Source organism: Rhodococcus sp. 06-221-2 (assembly GCF_002258365.1).
Lineage (GTDB): Bacteria > Actinomycetota > Actinomycetes > Mycobacteriales > Mycobacteriaceae > Rhodococcoides > Rhodococcoides fascians.
Map to the genome: position 1 here is coordinate 43,136 of NZ_NOYJ01000038.1, position 17,657 is coordinate 60,792.

The 17,657-nt window shown below is 62.5% G+C and carries 19 protein-coding genes; 12 read left to right on the plus strand and 7 right to left on the minus strand.

Features of this window, described 5'->3' with window-relative positions:
- Positions 1-3 precede the first annotated feature (3 nt).
- Positions 4-375 carry a VOC family protein gene (locus CH281_RS25735; RefSeq protein ID WP_032367695.1) on the minus strand — a complete coding sequence of 124 codons (372 nt, stop codon included), beginning with the start codon at positions 373-375 and terminating at the stop codon, positions 4-6.
- Between the two features lie 62 nt (positions 376-437).
- On the opposite strand from CH281_RS25735, the gene CH281_RS25740 reads away from it, so the two are divergent.
- Positions 438-872 carry a MarR family winged helix-turn-helix transcriptional regulator gene (locus tag CH281_RS25740; RefSeq protein WP_094695862.1) on the plus strand — a complete coding sequence of 145 codons (435 nt, stop codon included), beginning with the start codon at positions 438-440 and terminating at the stop codon, positions 870-872.
- A gap of 2 nt (positions 873-874) precedes the next feature.
- Here the strand turns inward: CH281_RS25740 and CH281_RS25745 are convergent, their stop codons facing one another.
- The gene (locus tag CH281_RS25745) at positions 875-1,684 is read right to left on the minus strand and encodes an alpha/beta fold hydrolase (RefSeq protein WP_094695863.1); all 810 of its coding nucleotides are present in this window, start codon (positions 1,682-1,684) and stop codon (positions 875-877) included.
- A 30-nt stretch (positions 1,685-1,714) separates the two neighbouring features.
- The gene (locus CH281_RS25750; RefSeq protein WP_057474555.1) at positions 1,715-2,449 is read right to left on the minus strand and encodes a pirin family protein; all 735 of its coding nucleotides are present in this window, start codon (positions 2,447-2,449) and stop codon (positions 1,715-1,717) included.
- A gap of 161 nt (positions 2,450-2,610) precedes the next feature.
- Between CH281_RS25750 and CH281_RS25755 the strand changes: the two genes are divergently transcribed.
- The 7 genes from CH281_RS25755 to deoC all read left to right on the plus strand — a co-directional run bounded on the left by CH281_RS25755 (position 2,611) and on the right by deoC (position 10,402).
- The gene (locus CH281_RS25755; RefSeq protein ID WP_230591037.1) at positions 2,611-3,606 is read left to right on the plus strand and encodes a substrate-binding domain-containing protein; all 996 of its coding nucleotides are present in this window, start codon (positions 2,611-2,613) and stop codon (positions 3,604-3,606) included.
- A 79-nt stretch (positions 3,607-3,685) separates the two neighbouring features.
- Positions 3,686-4,717 carry a galactitol-1-phosphate 5-dehydrogenase gene (locus tag CH281_RS25760; protein ID WP_094695926.1) on the plus strand — a complete coding sequence of 344 codons (1,032 nt, stop codon included), beginning with the start codon at positions 3,686-3,688 and terminating at the stop codon, positions 4,715-4,717.
- A gap of 8 nt (positions 4,718-4,725) precedes the next feature.
- Positions 4,726-6,249, plus strand: a complete 1,524-nt coding sequence (locus CH281_RS25765; RefSeq protein WP_094695864.1) for an FGGY-family carbohydrate kinase — start codon at positions 4,726-4,728, stop codon at positions 6,247-6,249.
- Positions 6,246-7,199, plus strand: a complete 954-nt coding sequence (locus CH281_RS25770) for a sugar-binding transcriptional regulator (protein ID WP_032385192.1) — start codon at positions 6,246-6,248, stop codon at positions 7,197-7,199. The genes CH281_RS25765 and CH281_RS25770 overlap by 4 nt, the downstream gene beginning before the upstream one ends.
- Complete coding sequence (locus tag CH281_RS25775; protein ID WP_094695865.1) at positions 7,196-8,686, plus strand: sugar ABC transporter ATP-binding protein; 1,491 nt, start codon at positions 7,196-7,198, stop codon at positions 8,684-8,686. The genes CH281_RS25770 and CH281_RS25775 overlap by 4 nt, the downstream gene beginning before the upstream one ends.
- Positions 8,679-9,668 (plus strand): ABC transporter permease, encoded by a 990-nt coding sequence (locus CH281_RS25780; protein WP_032385190.1) that lies wholly within the window; start codon positions 8,679-8,681, stop codon positions 9,666-9,668. The genes CH281_RS25775 and CH281_RS25780 overlap by 8 nt, the downstream gene beginning before the upstream one ends.
- A gap of 41 nt (positions 9,669-9,709) precedes the next feature.
- Complete coding sequence (deoC, locus tag CH281_RS25785) at positions 9,710-10,402, plus strand: deoxyribose-phosphate aldolase (RefSeq protein ID WP_094695866.1); 693 nt, start codon at positions 9,710-9,712, stop codon at positions 10,400-10,402.
- Here the strand turns inward: deoC and CH281_RS25790 are convergent, their stop codons facing one another.
- Complete coding sequence (locus CH281_RS25790) at positions 10,403-10,855, minus strand: MarR family winged helix-turn-helix transcriptional regulator (RefSeq protein ID WP_094695867.1); 453 nt, start codon at positions 10,853-10,855, stop codon at positions 10,403-10,405.
- An 85-nt stretch (positions 10,856-10,940) separates the two neighbouring features.
- Here CH281_RS25790 and CH281_RS25795 point away from each other — a divergent pair, with 85 nt between their 5' ends.
- Positions 10,941-11,465 carry a VOC family protein gene (locus tag CH281_RS25795; RefSeq protein WP_027495111.1) on the plus strand — a complete coding sequence of 175 codons (525 nt, stop codon included), beginning with the start codon at positions 10,941-10,943 and terminating at the stop codon, positions 11,463-11,465.
- A 34-nt stretch (positions 11,466-11,499) separates the two neighbouring features.
- A complete protein-coding gene (locus CH281_RS25800) occupies positions 11,500-12,282 on the plus strand; it encodes a pirin family protein (RefSeq protein WP_094695868.1) in 783 nt (260 codons plus the stop codon).
- Here the strand turns inward: CH281_RS25800 and CH281_RS25805 are convergent.
- A complete protein-coding gene (locus CH281_RS25805; RefSeq protein WP_045841719.1) occupies positions 12,279-13,844 on the minus strand; it encodes a Na+/H+ antiporter in 1,566 nt (521 codons plus the stop codon). The two genes, CH281_RS25800 and CH281_RS25805, sit on opposite strands and share 4 nt — an antisense overlap.
- 32 nt (positions 13,845-13,876) lie before the next feature.
- On the minus strand, positions 13,877-14,680 hold the full coding sequence (locus tag CH281_RS25810; RefSeq protein WP_094621846.1) for an SDR family oxidoreductase: 804 nt from the start codon (positions 14,678-14,680) through the stop codon (positions 13,877-13,879).
- Positions 14,681-14,751: 71 nt separating this feature from the next.
- Between CH281_RS25810 and CH281_RS25815 the strand changes: the two genes are divergently transcribed.
- Complete coding sequence (locus CH281_RS25815) at positions 14,752-15,516, plus strand: ABC transporter ATP-binding protein (protein WP_032373463.1); 765 nt, start codon at positions 14,752-14,754, stop codon at positions 15,514-15,516.
- Positions 15,513-17,096, plus strand: coding sequence for an ABC transporter permease (locus tag CH281_RS25820; RefSeq protein ID WP_094695869.1), 1,584 nt, complete (start codon positions 15,513-15,515; stop codon positions 17,094-17,096). The genes CH281_RS25815 and CH281_RS25820 overlap by 4 nt, the downstream gene beginning before the upstream one ends.
- Here the strand turns inward: CH281_RS25820 and CH281_RS25825 are convergent.
- Complete coding sequence (locus CH281_RS25825; protein WP_094621848.1) at positions 17,088-17,648, minus strand: sugar O-acetyltransferase; 561 nt, start codon at positions 17,646-17,648, stop codon at positions 17,088-17,090. The genes CH281_RS25820 and CH281_RS25825 overlap by 9 nt on opposite strands.
- Positions 17,649-17,657: the final 9 nt, after the last annotated feature.

The window sequence follows — 17,657 nt, forward strand, 5'->3', positions numbered from 1 at the left end:
GGGCTAACTGCTGTGCACGGTGACGGCGTATCCGTCGGGGTCACGTAGGACGAAGGTCTTTCCGAAGGGGCCGTCGAAGGGGGCGGTCACGATCGTCACGCCGGCGGCGACGAGATTTTCGTGGAGCGCTTCGGCGTCGTCGCACACCAGCCAGAGGGCAACTCCGAGTCCCGGCTGACCACTGTCGAGATCCGTTTCGGGAGCGGGGTTTCGGACGGCGAACGGTATCGGTGAGGTGGTGAACACCACTGCGCCGGGTGGTGCCTGGGGTGCGCGGACGAGGCCCAGCTGCGATTCGTAGAAGTCTGCACTGACGGCGAGGTCACGTACCTGGAGGGAGAGGAAGCTCGGTCCGGAAACGGTTGCAACGGTCATGTCGTGTCCTTTCGGTAGTTCGTCAAGTTCTTGACGAGCTGAACGTATGTCAAGATGTTGACATGAGTCAAGTGGATGTCGACACCTCGATCGGGTACGCCCTCAAGCGGGCCACGTCCGCCCTGCGTTCGGCGATGGACGAGTGCCTACGCGATCTCGATATCACCGTCTCGCAGTACTCGAGCCTCGAACTCCTCGCGCAGAAACCGGGACTGTCCAACGCCGAACTCGCGCGCGCGGTATTCGTCAGCAGGCAGGCAACCCATCAACTGCTGGCCGGGCTCACACGCGGCGGTTTGGTGGAGATCGAGGGGGTAGGTCGAGACCAGCGTCTGTACGTGACGACCCTGGGCAGGGAGCGCCTGCGGCAAGCGTCGGCCGCTGTCGCCGCGGTGGAAAATGCCATGATTGCGTCGCTGTCCAAGAGTGAGCGAGAAGTGTTGCACCGCAGCCTTGTTACGTGTGCTGAGGCTCTGGACGGGCGCGAGCAGTCGTAACCTCAGTCGATCGAGTCGAGGAATTCCAGCATCGCCGCATTGAACTCGTTCGGCCGGTCCATGTTGGCAGCGTGACCGCAGTTCTCCAAGACCACAGATCGACCACCAGAATTGAGCTTCGCGGACTCGGAAGCATGTGCAGCAGGCCAGAACTGGCTGTCGCGTCCGGCGATCATGAGGTACGGCCTATCGGTACCGGACATGGTTGCGCGCCAGTCCTGCGCCGCATGATCGGCCAGTAGCGCCTTCATCGGGGCCGTGTCGGGTGATGCCATCTTCGGCATCGCGCGCAATGCAAACGCGAGTTTCAGTAGTGCAGGCACCGACTTCCACTGCGGTCGGCCGTGGCCCGTGTCGGGTATTCCGCTGTCGAAGAACGACGTTCGATTGCTGTCGGTCAGACCGTAGAAGCCGTTCGACCAATCGTCGCTGTTCGCCATCTTCGGTGTCTGATCCACCGACACGATGGCTCGAACGCGGTCGGTGCCGAACTGCGAGACGTACGACCAGATGGTGTTGGCCCCCATGGAACCTCCGATCAAGACGGCTTCGTCGACGCCCACCTCCGAGAGGAAATTCGCGATATCGCGTCCGTGCCGCTCCATCGACGCTCCGTGTGTCGGTGCATCGGAGGCGCCGTGACCCCGTCGATCGAGGGCCAGAACACGGTATCCGGCTCGCACCAACGCTTTCTGCTGCAACATCCAGGTGGTCGCCGGTGCGCAGAAGCCGGCGACGAGAACCACGGCCGGGCCGGTGCCTTCGTCGAGATAGTTCAGGGAGACGGCATCGTCGGTGACAACGGTTGGCATGGTGAATCTCCCTGTGTCAGAAGAACTGGGTCAGGCGAAGCCGGCGTGCATTTCCCAGATCAAGATCTCGCTCGCCGTCGATGCTGTCACACGGTGACCTCCGGTGGCGGTGAGTCGTACCGCGTCACCCTGGGCAACGTCTCCGACGGTCTCGAACACTGCGGAACCGTCGGCGACGAAGACGTGACCGTACGGCGCGTCAGGGACGGTGACGGACTCCCCCGGTGCGAGTCGGGCGGCATGCAGCGTCGCGTAGCGGTTGCCGATCCAAACGCCGCCCCGACCCGGCATGCCGGACGCCACCGGAACCAGCTCGCCGCTCGCCAGCTGGTCCTGCACGTCCAGCTCTTCGTAGGAGGGATCGGTTCCATCGGTGTCGGGTGGGATCCACATCTGCACCACGCGCAGCTTTTCTCGGCTGGACCGGCTCGATGCATTGGTCTCGGTGTGCCGAATTCCGGTTCCGGCACTCATGCGTTGAACGAGGCCGGGGTAGATCAGCCCCGAATTACCCTCGGAGTCAGTATGTTTCAGCGTCCCTTCCAACACCCACGTGACGATCTCCATGTTCTCGTGCTGATGGGAGTCGAACCCTTCGCCGGGAAACACCGTGTCCTCGTTGTGCACCATCAGTAGCCCGTGCGCATTGGCCGCCAGGTCGTAATTGCCGGTGGCGGGAAACGACTGCTTGGAATCGAGCCATTCGTTCCACCAGTGATGGCGTTGCGCACCGGGTAAGTGCGTGACCTGCGGCTTCGATGTCATGACGTGCTCAACGCGCACGTCGGATCCCGCATTCCGGTGGGTCTCCGATCTCGACAAATGCTCATATGAGCATAATTACGCTCAAGTGTTGACCGTGACCCGAGTCACTGCCTACGTTTGAGCCCGCCCCACATCGGCCCACACTTTTTCGGAAGGACCCCATGAAACTCGCCACGACAATGAAGTCGGCCGGGCTGGTTGCCCTCGCGACCGTCGTCATCGCAGGATGCTCGACCCCCGGCGACGGCAGCTCGACAGCAACCAATTCTCTACCCGAAGGTGCCAAGGCCAAGATCGGGTTCAGTCAGGCCACCCAGCAGAGCCCCTTCTACGTCTCGCTGACCGATGCAGCGACGGCCGAGGCGCAGGCGCAGGGCAACGAACTACTCAACGTGGACGCCAACGGTGATGTGACGAAGCAGAACAACGACGTTCAGGACCTGATCACTCGCGGCATCAACGTTCTCATCATCAATCCGGTCGACCCCAAAGGCATTGCCCCCGCACTTGCTGCGGCCGAGGCAGCAGGTGTGAAGGTCGTGACCGTCGACCGTCCGATCGACTCGGGAGCCGAGTCCTTCGTCGGACGTGACAACAAGGCAATGGGTCAGCTCGTCGGTGAGGCCATGGTTGCGACTCTTGGCCCAGACGGCGGCAAGGTCATCGAAATCCAGGGTGACGCAGGTGGAACCGTCGCGAAGGACCGAAGCGACGGCTTCCACGCCGCCGCGGATGCCGCATCGAACATCACCATCGTCGAAGGTCCGTACGCGAACTACATCAGGTCCGAGGCGGTGACCGCCATGCAGGATCTGCTGCAGGCGAACCCGGATGTCAAGGCCGTATATGCGCACAACGATGACATGGCTCTCGGTGCACTGCAGGTTCTGCAGGAGAACAACCGCACCGACGTCAAGGTGTTCGGTGTCGACGGTTTGATGGAGGCAGTCAAGGCCATTGCCGACGGAGACCAGTACGTGGCCACGGCGTCGAACGATCCGGGCAGCGAGGGCCAGAAGGCAGTACAGACGGCCATCGCCGTCGCGAACGGCGACAGCGTCGAGTCCTTCGTCGATGCGGGCACTGCATTGGTCGACAAGTCCAACGCCGAAACCCTCGTCGGAGATACCACTTTCGCAGAGTCCTCAGCTCAGTAGCGTCTCTGCTCGATTCAGATCCGCTTCTGTAGTTCAACAAATTTCGAGAAAGTCGAGTTCGATAATGGTTCCCCAGCAGATGACTGCTGCCGTGATGTATGCGCCAGGTGATATTCGAGTCGAGCAGGTCGCTGTACCCGAGCCCAAGGGCGGAGAGGTCTTGCTCGAGGTCGCGGCGTGCGGAGTGTGCGGGTCCGACATTCCCCGAATGTTGCGCAACGGTGGCTACAAGATGCCGATCATCTGTGGGCACGAGTTCTCCGCTCACATCGCAGTTCTCGGTGATGGGGTGACCGGCTTCGAGGTGGGCGACCTCGTCTCTGTCCCGCCTCTCATCCCGTGCTACAAATGCGAGTACTGCCTCAAAGGTGAGTTCGGCTTGTGCGAGGACTACGACTACTTCGGGAGTCGTTGCGACGGAGCGTATGCGCAGTATGTGACATCTCCTGTCGGCAATCTGATGAAGATGCCCGACGGGATCGATCCGCGGGCGGCAGCGATGCTCGATCCCGCCGCCATCGCACTGCACGCACTGTGGAAGACCAACCTGCGGACCGGACATCGCGTCCTGGTCATCGGTGCCGGCCCAATCGGCCTCTTCGGTATTCAGTGGGCGAGAATGGCTGGTGCCAGCCAGGTTGTGGCACTGGATCTGAGTCCCGAGAAGGCGGCGATGGCACTCGAAGCCGGTGCTACCCATGCAGTGCAGTCCGCCGACGAGGCTCGCGCACTCGGTGGTCGTGGATTCGACATCGTTCTCGAATCCGCCGGTGTCGCTTCGACAGTCGACCTGGCAGCCGCACTCACCGGACCGCAAGGGCATGCAACGTTCATCGGCATCCCGCATGCACCGGTGACGCTGGAGAAGGAGACGTTCAACAACTTCCTTCGGCAGGAAACCAGCTTGCACGGTTCGTGGAACTCGTTCTCCGCTCCGTTCCCCGGATCCGAATGGCACACCGCTGCACAGAAATTGGCCGACGGTTCGCTGAAGTGGGAGTTCATGATCACCCATCAACTGCCGCTTTCGGAGCTGCCCGACATGATGAAAGCGCTCGGTGACCGGTCTGTCTTCAGCTCCAAGGTCATCTTCATGCCCAACGAAAGCTGATACATATCATGGGAATATTGCTGAGCCTCGATCTCGGCACCGAGGGCGCTCGGGTAGGAGCATTCACCGATGATGGAGTCGCTCTCGGCTCCGTTCATCGGCCCTACCCGACGGTCTTTCCTCGGCCCGGTTGGGCCGAGCAGAATCCCTCGGACTGGTGGGGTGCCTGTGTCGGCGCTACGCGTGAGTTGCTGGCGCAGCCCGAATGCGTTGCTGCAGGCCCTGTGCTGGCGGTGGCATCGTCGACGACAGCGTCGACTGTCGCCGTTGTCGACGAGGCCGGGAATGCACTGCGCCCGGCGATCCTGTGGATGGACTCCAGAGCCTCTGCACAATCGGATCTGACTGCCACGTTCGTAGCTGACCATCCCATTCTGAAGTGGTCGGGTGGGTCCGATGCGACCGAGTGGTTGCTTCCCAAGGCCATGTGGCTGCAGCAGTGCGAACCGGATACTTTTCACCGAGCAGCTCGGATCGTCGAGGCCATCGACTTCATCACCTTCAAGTTGACCGGCCGGTGGGTCGGGTCGCAGATGAACGCCGTCTGCAAGTACAACTACGACTCGGTCGCCGGCAGGCTCCCGCAGGAGCTGTACGACGCACTCGGAGTCGGGGAGCTGACTGGAAAGCTGCCCGATACGATCCTTCCGGTCGGATCGAGTGCCGGAGTGGTTCGTGCCTGTGCTGCAGAAGAATTGGGAATCTCACCTGACGCCGTCGTCGGGGTGGGTGGCATCGACGCACACGTCTCGCTGCTGGCATGTGGCGGCAAGCCCGAGGGCCTGGTGTCGTTGGTCTCGGGTACCTCCACGGCGATCATCACCGAGATCGACGATCCGTGTGACACCGGTGAAGTGTGGGGCCCGTACCCCCACGCCCTCCGTCAGGACAAGTGGCTGGTGGAAGGTGGCCAGATCACGAGTGGATCCATTCTCAAGTGGGTCGGTGAGGGAATCATGGGTGTGCCGAGGGAGCAGATCGGTTCTCTCATCGATGGCGCTGCTGCCGTAGATCCGAGAAGCCACGGGTTGCTGGCGCTCGACTTCTTCATGGGTAACCGAACACCGCATCGGGACGCCCGGCTGCGCGGGGCAGTCGTCGGTCTGACGCTCGGGACCACCCGGGAAGAGTTGTACCGAGCGGCCGTTGAGGCGGTTGCATGTGGAACCAAGTCGGTACTCGATTCGTTTGCACGCGGGAGCATTTCGTGCGATCGGCTGGTGTTCTCGGGTGGAATGCACAGGAATCGGTTGTGGCAGCAGATCACGACGGACGTACTGGGAATCGAGACCGAGATGGTTCTGAGCGACAATCTGACGCTGCGTGCCTGTGCGGTCATCGCCGCCCGAGCCGCCGGCCTCGTCGGATCTCTGGACGAGGGCGCGGCTCTGTTCAGCCCTCGCACAACGACGTTGGTGCCCGACGCTGCTTTACACGAGCATTACGAACAGACGTACGCGAGCTATGTCGAGCTGACCTCGGTTCTCAAGCCCGTCATGCATCGATCGGTGATCGCATTGGAGAAGCGATGACGACACCGGACAAGGAACATGACGCGCTGTTGCTCGAAGTGGCACAGCTCTACTACGAACAGAACCGAACTCAGGACGACATCGGTCGACAGCTGCATCTGACCCGATGGAAGATCGGTCGATTGCTCGACGAGGCTCGCAGGTGTGGAATCGTCCGCATTCAGATCGTTCATCCCCAGGCGCGGCAGTCGACCCTCGAGTTGGAATTGTCAAGGCGGTTCGACCTGACCGAGTGCATCGTGGTGCGGACTCACGCAGATCTCTCGGATCAGCGAGCACAGGTGGCGAAGGCTGCTGCCGATTACCTGCAGGGCAGGGGACCTCAGGTTCGTACTCTCGGTGTGTCGTGGGGAAACACGATGCAGGACATTGCCGCTGCGCTTCCCTCGGGCTGGAGTGACGGCGTGGAAGTCATTCAGATCAACGGCAGCATCAGTCGCTCGATCAAGCCGACGACCGCTGCCAACGTGGCGACGAGCATCGCGCACAGTGCCCACGGGCATGCGGTCCTGTTGCCGGTACCGGCGATCGTGGAGCAGGTGTCCACCAAGCGTGCACTGGACAGTGAGCCGTTCATGCGTGAGGTACTCGACAAAGGGCGTGCAGCTGATGTCCTGCTGTTCTCGCTGGGTGCGCTCGATGCCAATTCTGTTCTGGTGCAGAGCGGAGCGATCAGCTCGGACGAGCTGCAACGTCTGCAATCGGCAGGTGCCTGCGGTGACGTTCTGGCGCACTACATCACTCCCGACGGCACACTCGCCGATACCGACCTGGAATCTCGCACGATGGGCCTCTCACTCGACGACCTGCGAGCTGCCCGTTGCTCGGTGGCCGTCGCAGCCGGGCTGCGCAAGGTCGATGTCGTTGCGGGCGCATTGAGAAACGGTCTGTGTTCGGTCCTGATCACGGACGAAGAGACCGCACGCACAGTTCTGGAGAGAAAGCTATGAACGCAGCACTGCGTATGGAGAACATCGTCAAAGAGTTCCCGGGAACGTTGGCCTGCAACAAGGCCACGCTCGAGGTGGCCAAGGGCGAGGTTCACTGCCTGCTCGGGGAGAACGGTGCAGGCAAGAGCACGATGATGAAGATCTTGTCCGGCTCCTACCGTCCCGACGGCGGCACCATCACCGTCGACGGTGAGCCGATGAACTTCTCCAGCCCCCTGGACGGGGTCAAGGCCGGAATCAGCACGATCTACCAGGAACTCGATCTGGTTCCCGACCTGACGGTGGCGCAGAATCTGTTCCTCGGACATGCCCCGACACGGGGAATTTTCGTCGACAACAAGGCCCGCAATGCTGCCGCCGCCGACGCCATTGCGCGGGTCGGAGGAAAGTTCGCGCCCACCGCGACCGTGGGTGCGCTGTCGGTGTCGGACCAGCAACTCACCGCCATTGCGCGCGCGCTGACCACCTCCGCGCGGATCATCGTGATGGACGAGCCGTCGGCGACACTGACGGATCATGATCTGTCTGCGGTGTTCGACGTGATTCGCGAACTGGTGGCAGAAGGGAAATCGGTCGTCTACATCTCGCACCGACTGGACGAGATCAAGGAGATCGGACACCGGGCGACGGTCATGCGCGACGGTTCGACGGTAGAAGTGTTCGATGTCGCCAGTACATCCAAGGCCCGGATGGTCGACGCGATGATCGGACGGGCAGTGGATTCTGCAGGCACCACTCGCGGTCCGTTCACCGGTTCCGGGCAGCTTTTGAGCATCGACCAGGCCACCATCCCCGGCGTTCTCGACATTCGAGGAATCTCTGTTCGCCCAGGGGAAATCGTGGGTCTCGCAGGATTGGGCGGCGCGGGCCGCTCCACGCTGCTGTCCGCCGTGTTCGGCGACAATTCAGCAGAACTGGACATGACGTTGCACGGGACGCAGTTCACGTCGATGAATCCGCAGCGAGCAGTTCGGTTGGGCATCGGACTCGTTCCCGAGGACCGTAAGAAGCAGGGTCTGTTGCTTGAAATGTCGGTGGTTCGCAATGCCGGATTGGCAGCCTTGAAACTGTTCGGCATCAATCCTTCCGGACGCGCCGCTTCAGTGGCCCGCGAACCCCTGCAGAAATTGGGCGTGAAGTTCGCGTCCGAAACTCAAGCAGTGGGGCAGCTTTCGGGCGGAAACCAACAGAAGGTGGTACTGGCCAAATGGATGGCTCGGGGTATCTCGCTACTGCTGCTCGACGAGCCGACTCGGGGTCTCGACATCGGTGCGAAAGCGGATCTGTTCGAGCAGGTTCGAGCACTTGCCGATTCCGGAGTCGGAGTACTGATGGCGAGCAGTGAACTGTCGGAGCTGACCGAAAACTGCAACACAGTCTGGGTTCTGCACGAAGGCAAAAACGTAGCCCAGTACGACCCCCACACAACCCCATCGGCCGATATCGCACGAATGGTCGTCACAGGAAGCATCGAAAGCAATGTCTGATACATCTGTCGCCGTCGCCGAAACACTGTCGACGCAGAAGCAGCACCGGCAGAACATCATCGTCAAGTTCAATCTTCTGTTCATCTTCGCGGCGCTGTTCGTCGTTGCCTCACTCGTGGCACCACAGTTCTTGACGTCGCAGAATCTGGCCAATCTGCTGCAGCAGTCGTCGTTGACCGGAATCGTGGCCATCGGAATGACCTTGGTGATTCTGACGGCAGGCATCGATCTGTCGGTGGGAAGTGTTGCGGCACTGGCAGGAATGCTGGTGGCCATCTTCATCGGGATGGGAATCGCCTGGCCCGTCGCGTTGCTGCTCGCTGTGCTGGCGGGAGCGGTCTCCGGCGGTATCGTGGGAAGTTTGAGCGCCTATCTGATGCTGCCGGCGTTCATGGTGACTCTCGCTGCCCTCCAATCGGTGCGTGGACTGACGTACCTGACCACCAACGGAACTCCGACAACATCGGAAATCCCTATGGGACTTCGCTTTCTGGGGGCCGGCTCGGTCGGGCCCATCCCCACGGTCGGAATCATCTTCATCGTGGTGGCCATTGTCGCCGGCATCGTATTGAACAAGACAACATACGGCGAGTACATCTACGCCGTCGGAAGCAACAAGGACGCGGCGCGGTTGTCCGGACTTCCGGTCAAGAAGATCTTGGTCAGCGTGTACGTGATCTCGGGTTCGCTCGCCGCCTTCGCCGGCATTCTGCTGACCGCCCGACTGACCATCGGGCAACCGACCGCCAACCAGGGACTCGAATTGGACGCCATCGCAGCGGTGGTGTTGGGCGGGACCAGTCTGTTCGGCGGCAAGGGCAGCATCTTCGGAACCTTCGTAGCCGTACTGCTGCTCTCGGTGTTGCGAAACCTGTTCAACCTCATGGGATTGAGCTCGTTCTTTCAGATGCTCGTCACGGGCCTCATCCTTGTGGCCGCCCTCATCCTCAACCACGTCCTGGACAGGCGCGGCAGTCGCTAGTTCCGTCCACACCATTCTCGTTACTCGACAAGGAAGTTCCTATGCCGTCTCCGATTTCACCCGCACAACTTGCCCGCTACATCGACCACACTCTGCTCAAGCCGGAAGCGACCGCTGCAGACGTTGCGGCCACCGTCGCCGACGCTGCGAGATTGGGAACGTATTCAGTGTGCGTATCCCCGTCGATGCTTCCGATCGAGTTGCCTGCGGGCTCCAATGTGAAAGTAGCCGTGGTGTGCGGCTTTCCGAGCGGAAAACATGCAACGGTGGTGAAGGCCGCGGAGGCCCGGCTCGCAGTGAGCCAAGGGGCCGACGAGATCGACATGGTCATCGACATCGGCGCAGCCAAGGAGGGCCGCTTCGATGCGATCGAAGCCGATATCGCCGCCGTGCGCGCTGCGGTCGAGCGGCCTGCAGTTCTCAAGGTGATCATCGAGTCGGCCGCGCTTACAGATGACCAGATCGTCAGGGCGTGCCGAGCCGCTGTCGCCGCCGACGCAGATTTCGTCAAAACGTCGACGGGCTTTCATCCCACCGGTGGAGCATCGGCGCATGCGGTAGCCCTGATGTCCGACACCGTGCAGGGCAAGTTGGGGGTCAAGGCGTCGGGAGGAATCCGTAGCTACGACGACGCAGTGGCGATGATTGCGGCCGGTGCGACCCGGCTGGGCGTGTCGGGGTCGGAAGCGGTGCTCTCCGGTGCGTCGAACACCGAAGCTACCGCCGGATACTGATCACGACGCGTGATTCCGCATTGCCGTGAAAGTTCGCGTCAAAGCCGCGAGATCGGTCGGGTCCACCAGGTCGAACATTTTCTCTCGTACTGCTTCGACGTGTCCCGGGCTGGCGGCGGCGAGCGTGTTCATGCCCGCTTCGGTGAGTTCGGCGGACATTCCGCGCTTGTCGTCGTCGCATTTGACGCGTGTGACCCAGCCGTTGTCGACGAGTCGGCTGATGGCTCTGGTCACGCCGCTACGAGTCGTGGTGACGGCGTCGGCCAGTTCGCTCATTCGTCGGCGACGGTCGGGCGCTTCGGACAGCACGACCAACAGCTCGAAGTCGGTGAAGGAGATCCCGGAGTCGCGTGTGAGTTGATTGTCGAGGTCGCGAAGCAGCAGCCGCGTCGCATCGAGGTATGCGCGCCAGGCCTGCTGTTCGTCGGCACCGAGCCACCGTGGTGAGTCCATGCCCCCATGCTAGTTGACAACGCAACTAACCGGTGTACTGTTCTCGGTAGTTGACGAAGCAACTACCTGACCGGAGGCCGAAGCGATGACCGAAACCAACGAACTGACTGCAGACGAGACGCGCCGCGCGCAGGAGCACGCCGAGCAGCGGGACCGCATCCGTCAGCAGTACATGAAGCCTGCAGGCGAGCGTCCGGCGTCGTCTGCCCGCGGACTCCATCACACGGCACTGGTCAGCAGCGATGTCGAGGCGACCGTGCGGTTCTATCAAGACCTGCTCGAGTTCCCTCTGACCGAGCTCATCGAGAACCGTGACTACCCGGGTTCGTCGCACTTCTTCTTCGACATCGGCAACAGCAACCTGCTGGCCTTCTTCGACTTCCCCGGACTCGACGTCGGCCCGTACGCGGAGGTGCTGGGCGGCCTGCACCACGTGGCCATCAGTGTCGAGCCCACCCGCTGGGAGCACCTGCGCACCAAGCTGATCGACGCGGGAATCGAATTGATCGAGCACAGCGAGGTCTCGCTCTACTTCCGCGACCCCGACGGTGCGCGGCTCGAACTGATCGCCGATCCGCTCGGTGAGATGTACGGCTCGCACGTTCTCTGAGAACCCACCTACTTTCGAGATTCGAGGCAATGACATGACCTCTGCAGCAACCACACTCGACCTCCGCCGCGCCGACGACCGATTCAAGACCAAGATCGGCTGGCTGGACTCCAAGCACTCCTTCTCGTTCGGCAACCACTTCGATCGCGGTAACACCCACCACGGCGTCCTCATGGTCAACAACGACGACATCGTCACCCCGGGAATGGGATTCGATACCCACCCGCACCGCGACATGGAGATCATCACCTGGGTTCTGCAGGGATCGCTGGTGCACCAGGATTCGATGGGCCACTCCGGAGTCATCTACCCCGGCCTCGCGCAACGCATGAGTGCGGGCACCGGAATTCTGCACTCGGAGAAGAACGATTCGTGGCGACTCGGCGATACTGCCGGCTCGTACTCGGGCAAGCACGGCGATCCTGTTCGCTTCGTCCAGATGTGGGTCGTGCCCGACGAGCAGGGCATCACCCCGGGCTACGAACAGCTCGAGATCGACAACGAATTGCTCAGCGGCGGTCTGGTTCCCGTCGCATCCGGCATGCCCGACCATGCCGATCACGCCGCCATTCGCATCCAGAACAAGTACGCCGCCATGCACGTGGCGCGCCTACAGCCCGGGCAGGCTCCGGTGGAGATTCCCGATGCACCGTTCGTACACATCTTCGTGGCCGAGGGTGAGGCGATGCTCGAGGGAGTCGGACCCCTCGCGCAGGGCGACGCCGTGCGCGTCAGCGGAGGCGGCGGTCAGAAACTGAGCACTGCCAGCGGTGCCGAAGTGATCGTCTGGGAGATGCACGCCGCGATCGCCGGTTAATCGGTCTCTCGGTGTGGGCGGAACGAATGCTCCTCGTGGTCGAGTTCGTGTTCGAGGCTGCGCATGCTGTTGTCCGGTAGCCGGCCGGCATCGCGCCAGCAGAGCAACTCTTCTCGCTCCACATCGAGGATTCGGCGGCGCGTACTCATCGCAGCAATCTGTTCCGGTGAGATGACCGCGTCGCCGACGTCCGTCTCGTCGAGATGATCGAGTCGACGGTGGTACCGGTCGATGCGATGCTCGAGCTCGCTCCGCAGGATCTCCCGGCCCTCGTCGTCGAGGTTCTCTTCGTCGGCGATGCGATCGAGCTGTGACAGTGCAGCTTTGGCCGATCCCTCACGTGCTTCGTTTCGCAGACGCGCCTCAGCGGCGGGGTCCGCGACGACGTTCAGCTTGCGCACCAGTGGAGCGAACGTGAGGCCCTGTCCAAGGACCGTCACCAGCACGACGAGAAATGCGCAGAACAGCAACAGGTCTCGGCTCTCGAACGGCTCGCCCGAGTCGATCGTCAGAGGGAGCGTGAACACCGCGGCGACGGTGATGACGCCGCGGGTGCCGGCCCAGCTCATCACCACCGCCTCGCGTGGGGACAGCCCGGTCGTGAGCAACCACAGCGGACGCAGTAGGAGCACGCCGGCCAGAGTGACCGTGACCGCGAGGGCGATGGTCGTTCCCGAGTAGGCCGAGAGGCCGCCGACCACGGTGGGCAACTGCTCACCGATGAGCAGAAATACGAAGCCCTCGAGCAGCAGATCTATCAGTCGCCACACGGCGCTGGTCTGCAGTCGGCTGGCCCCGGAGATGGCGTGGCGGGTGTGGTGCCCGATCACAAGAGCCGCGACGACCACGGCGAGAACACCCGAGGCGTGAACTTCCTCTGCCGCCAGGTACGCCACGAACGGCGTCGCCAGCGACACGATGTTGAGCAGCAGCGAATCGTGAACGTAGCGCTGTACGAGGCGAATCAGCAGGGCGACGACCAATCCGACGACGATGCCGCCGGCCGCCGCCAACACGAACAACCCACCCGCGTGGACGAAGGTCATGTCCTGACTGGATATTGCGGCGATCGCGACGGTCAGCATCGTCAGCGCCGTCGCGTCGTTCAGCAGTCCCTCACCTTCGATGAGGGTGACGAGTTTCGGTGGGATACCGGCGCGACGGCCAACCGCAAGGGCGGCGACCGGGTCCGGCGGCGCAACCGCGGCACCGAGCGCCATACCGGCGGCCAGGGTGATGCCCGGAACGAGCAACCACATCCCGACGCCCACGAGGGCAGCGGTCGCCACCACGAGGGCGACCGACAGACTCAGGATCGTCCAGACGTTGCGGCGGATCGCGATCAACGAGGAGTTCAGCGCGGCGCTGTAGAGCAGCGGCGGAATCACCAGAGTCAGCACGACTTCGGGGTCGAGAACGATGTCGGGCAACGCCGACGCCGAGACGGCCAGGCCGGCCAAGGTCAACAACGCGGCCGCGGGCAGCGCCGTCTTCTTCGAGATCACCTGCGCGGCGACGATCAGACCCGTCGCCGCCAGGACCAGGCCCAGAGTTTCTATCACCCGGCTGTATTCCACCAGGTCAGGGGTTCAAACTATCTCTTCAGCCCGAACATCTTCGCAATCGTCTTCTCCATGAATGTCGCCGGCAGCAACCGTCGCGCCAGAAACACGACCGGTGCGTTGCTTCCCCTGGCGTACAAGGGTTTCGGCTTGTCGGCCTCGATGGCCTTCAGCACCACTTCGGCGACGTCCTCGGCGGAGATTCCGGTTCCCTCCTTACGATCCAATGACGAGATCGCTGTGTGGAAGTCATCTCGGTGGACCGAATCCGCTGCGATGTACTTGGTGCGGCGTTCGCTGATTCCGGTGTTGATCGATCCCGGCTCCACGGTGGTCATCCACACGCCGAACGGAGAGAGTTCCAGCCGCGCGGCGTCGGAGAATCCCTTGATGGCTGCTTTCGTCGACGCGTACGAGGAGCGGTAGGCGAGCGGAAAGCTCGCAAGCATCGACCCGACCATGACGATGCGGCCGTACCCGCGCTCACGCATGCCGGGAATCACGTTCTGCGACAGCGTCACTGCGCCGAACACGTTCAATTGGAACAATCGCTCGATGGCGTCGGTCGGCAGTTCCTCGAAGGGCCCGGACTGGCTCTCGCCCGCGTTGTTGACCAGAACGTCGACGGCGCCCAGCTCGGCAACGAATGCGCCGATCGACGTGGTGTCGGTCAGGTCCAGAGCTCGATACTCGACGCCTGCTGCCCGTTGATCGGAGGTTATCGAATCCGGATTCCGAGAAGTGCCGATAACTCGGTAGCCGCGGGCAACCAGCGCCGACGCGACGGCCCTTCCGATGCCCGACGAAGCTCCGGTGACCACTGCGGTGCGATTCATGCCCAGATGGTACCGATGCAGTCGGTTCGTAGCGCATGACGAAACCGCCCATACCGGCTAGTCTGTTACCCATGCAAACGAATCCTCCCGCTTTGCTACTCGAGCACATGTGCATGGCCTTCGGCCCCAAGATTGCGGTCGACGACCTCTCGTTGATGGTTCCGCCCGGGTCGATGTTCGGGTTGGTCGGCCCCAACGGTGCTGGTAAGACGACATGTCTGTCCATGGCGGTCGGGCTGCTCAGACCGCAGTACGGCCGAAGCCTCGTTTTCGGGCGTGACGTCTGGGCCGATCCGATCGCGGCGAAGGAGCTGCTCGGCGTGCTGCCCGACGGACTGACATTGCCTTCCCAGTTCACCGGCCACGAGCTACTGACCTATATCGGTCGACTGCGCGCGATGCCGGAGGACGTCATCGCGCAGCGTCGCGACGAGCTGCTGAACGCGTTGGGTCTCGCCGATGCCGGCGGAACCGTCATCGCCGACTATTCCGCCGGAATGACCAAGAAGATCGGACTGGCGTCGGCGCTGTTGCACGGGCCTCGCCTCTTGGTGTTGGACGAGCCCTTCGAAGCCGTCGATCCCATCTCGTCGACGACGATCCGCAACATCCTGATTCAGTTCGTTCGCTCCGGTGGCTCGGTGATCCTGTCCAGTCACGTCATGGCCCTCGTCGAACGGCTGTGCTCCCACGTCGGTGTCATCACCGGTGGTCGAGTCGTGGCGGCGGGAACGGTCGACGACGTCCGCGCCGGTGGCACCCTCGACGACGCCTTCGTGCGCCTCGTCGGCTCCCGAGACCAGAACCCGGACGGCTTGTCCTGGATGCGCTCGTGAAGTCGGTCGGTCGCACCGTCCTGCAGATGCGAATCACGCTCTACCGCAGGCAGTTCAAGGGCGGACAAGCAGTGGTCAAGACCGTGTTCGGGTTGCTGGGGCTGGCCCTCGCGGTTCTCGCATGCGTGATGGCGGCCCGAACCGACGCGTCGCAGGTATTGGTGGGCGGCACCGCAAGCCTCGGACTGACCCTGACGGGCCTGAGTTGGGTGCTCTTCCCGGTGCTGTCGGGTATCTCCGACGACAACATCCAGCCCCGCCACTTCCAATTGCTGTCCGTCGATCCTGCGCGACTGGCCCGTGCGCTGCTGACCACGTCGGTGATCGGCATGGTGGTTCCGCTGACAATCGTCGCGACGGCATCCATTCCGATCTACGCTCTGTCGCGGTCGGTTGCCGCAGTGCCTCTGGCGCTGGTGGCCTGGCCCGCGACGGTGGTGTTCTTCGTGACGCTGTCACGGGTGGTGACACTGGCCATGTCGCAACTACTCAAGAGTCGCCGCAGCCGCGAGTTCGCGTTGCTGGCGTTCGGCGCTGTCTTCGGAGGCCTGTACTTCCTGCAGTTCCCCATCACGCAGAATCTCGATCGTGTGCTGTCGGGTGAGGTGACGTGGCCGCTCACACTGGCCCATTCGATTCCCTTCGGCTGGGGTATCACCGGCGTCGATGCTGTGCTGGAGGGCAATTGGCTGTTGGCGATCGGCGCGGTGGTGGGATTGCTGCTGCTGGACGTCACACTGGTGTGGGCCTGGCAGCGACTGGTTCTACGCCACTTCGAGGGGCGAGTCTCGACGTCGTCGGGATCGACCCGTAAGCAGACCGCAGAGAAGGGCCGCGACGGTGCAACAGGGTGGCGGGCAACGCGCGTCGGCGCGGTAGTGACGCGAGAGCTGTCTCTGTGGCGCGGTGACATGCGTCGTCGGAGTCAGCTGCTGTCGGTGCTGATTTTCGCGGTGCTGGCCGGCATCGGCCCGCTGGTGACCGACTCGATTCCGTTCAGCGCAGCCTGGGGTGCGTGGATCGCGATCTTCATGGCGATGGGTGCGGGATCGAATTCGTACGGTCTCGACGGTGGTTCGATGTGGCACCTGGTGATGATTCCGCAGGCTCTCCCCGACGACATCCGTGGTCGGCAGATCGCCTGGTTGCTGGTCGCGACCCCCTTCGCGATCGTGCCGGTCGTGGTGGTTCGAGTGTTCGGTGATCTCGGGCTCGACCGATGGGAGATCCCTGTTGCCGTGACGATCTCGATGCTCGGAGTCAGCGCCGGTCTGACCGCCGTGAACTCCGTACGCGGTGCCTACCCGGTGCCCGAAGCTACGAAGTCGTTCTCGATGAACACCCGAGGGTCGTTCACCGGAAATGCATTCGTATTCCTCATCCTCGGGATAGTGGTCCTGGCCGTGTCGGTCGTACCCGCACTGGTTCTCGCACTGCTCCTTCCGGGAGCGTGGACGTATCTGTCGATCCCGGTGGCCGTAGCGATCGGCTGGCTGGGGATGTGGTGGGGCGCGCGAATGGCAGTCGGCACGCTGGTTCGTGACTCCGACAGAATCCTGAACTCGGTGATCTCACGGTAGTGCGCGGATCGCCCGACACGGGTTGCCTGCAGCGAACGTATGCGGCGGTACGTCGCGGGTGACGACACTTCCGGCTCCGATCACCGAGTTCTCTCCGATCGTGACTCCGGGACAGACGATGACGCCTCCGCCCAGCCAGACATTGTCTCCGATGGTGATGGGAAGGGCGCTCTCCCAACGAGATCGACGAGCGTCATGGTCTTCCATGGGATGCAGCGCAGTCAGTAGTTGCGCACGTGGACCGATCGAGACGTCGTTCCCGATGGTGATGGGCGCGCAGTCCAAAAGAATGGCGTCGTAGTTCAGAAAGCTGTTGGACCCGATGGAAATGTATGTGCCGTAGTCGCATTGGAAGCGCGGCATGATCCACGAGTCTGATCCGATGGAACCGAGTAGCTCGCCGAGCAGTTCACGTCTTTCTGCGTCCTGGTCTGCCTCGGTTGCGTTGAATCTGTCGAGCAGCTTTCCACACGACACCCGAGACGCCACCAGGTCGGGATCACTGTCTCGATAGAGTTCGCCGCGCAACATCCGGTCCCGATTCTCGCTCATGGACCCGAC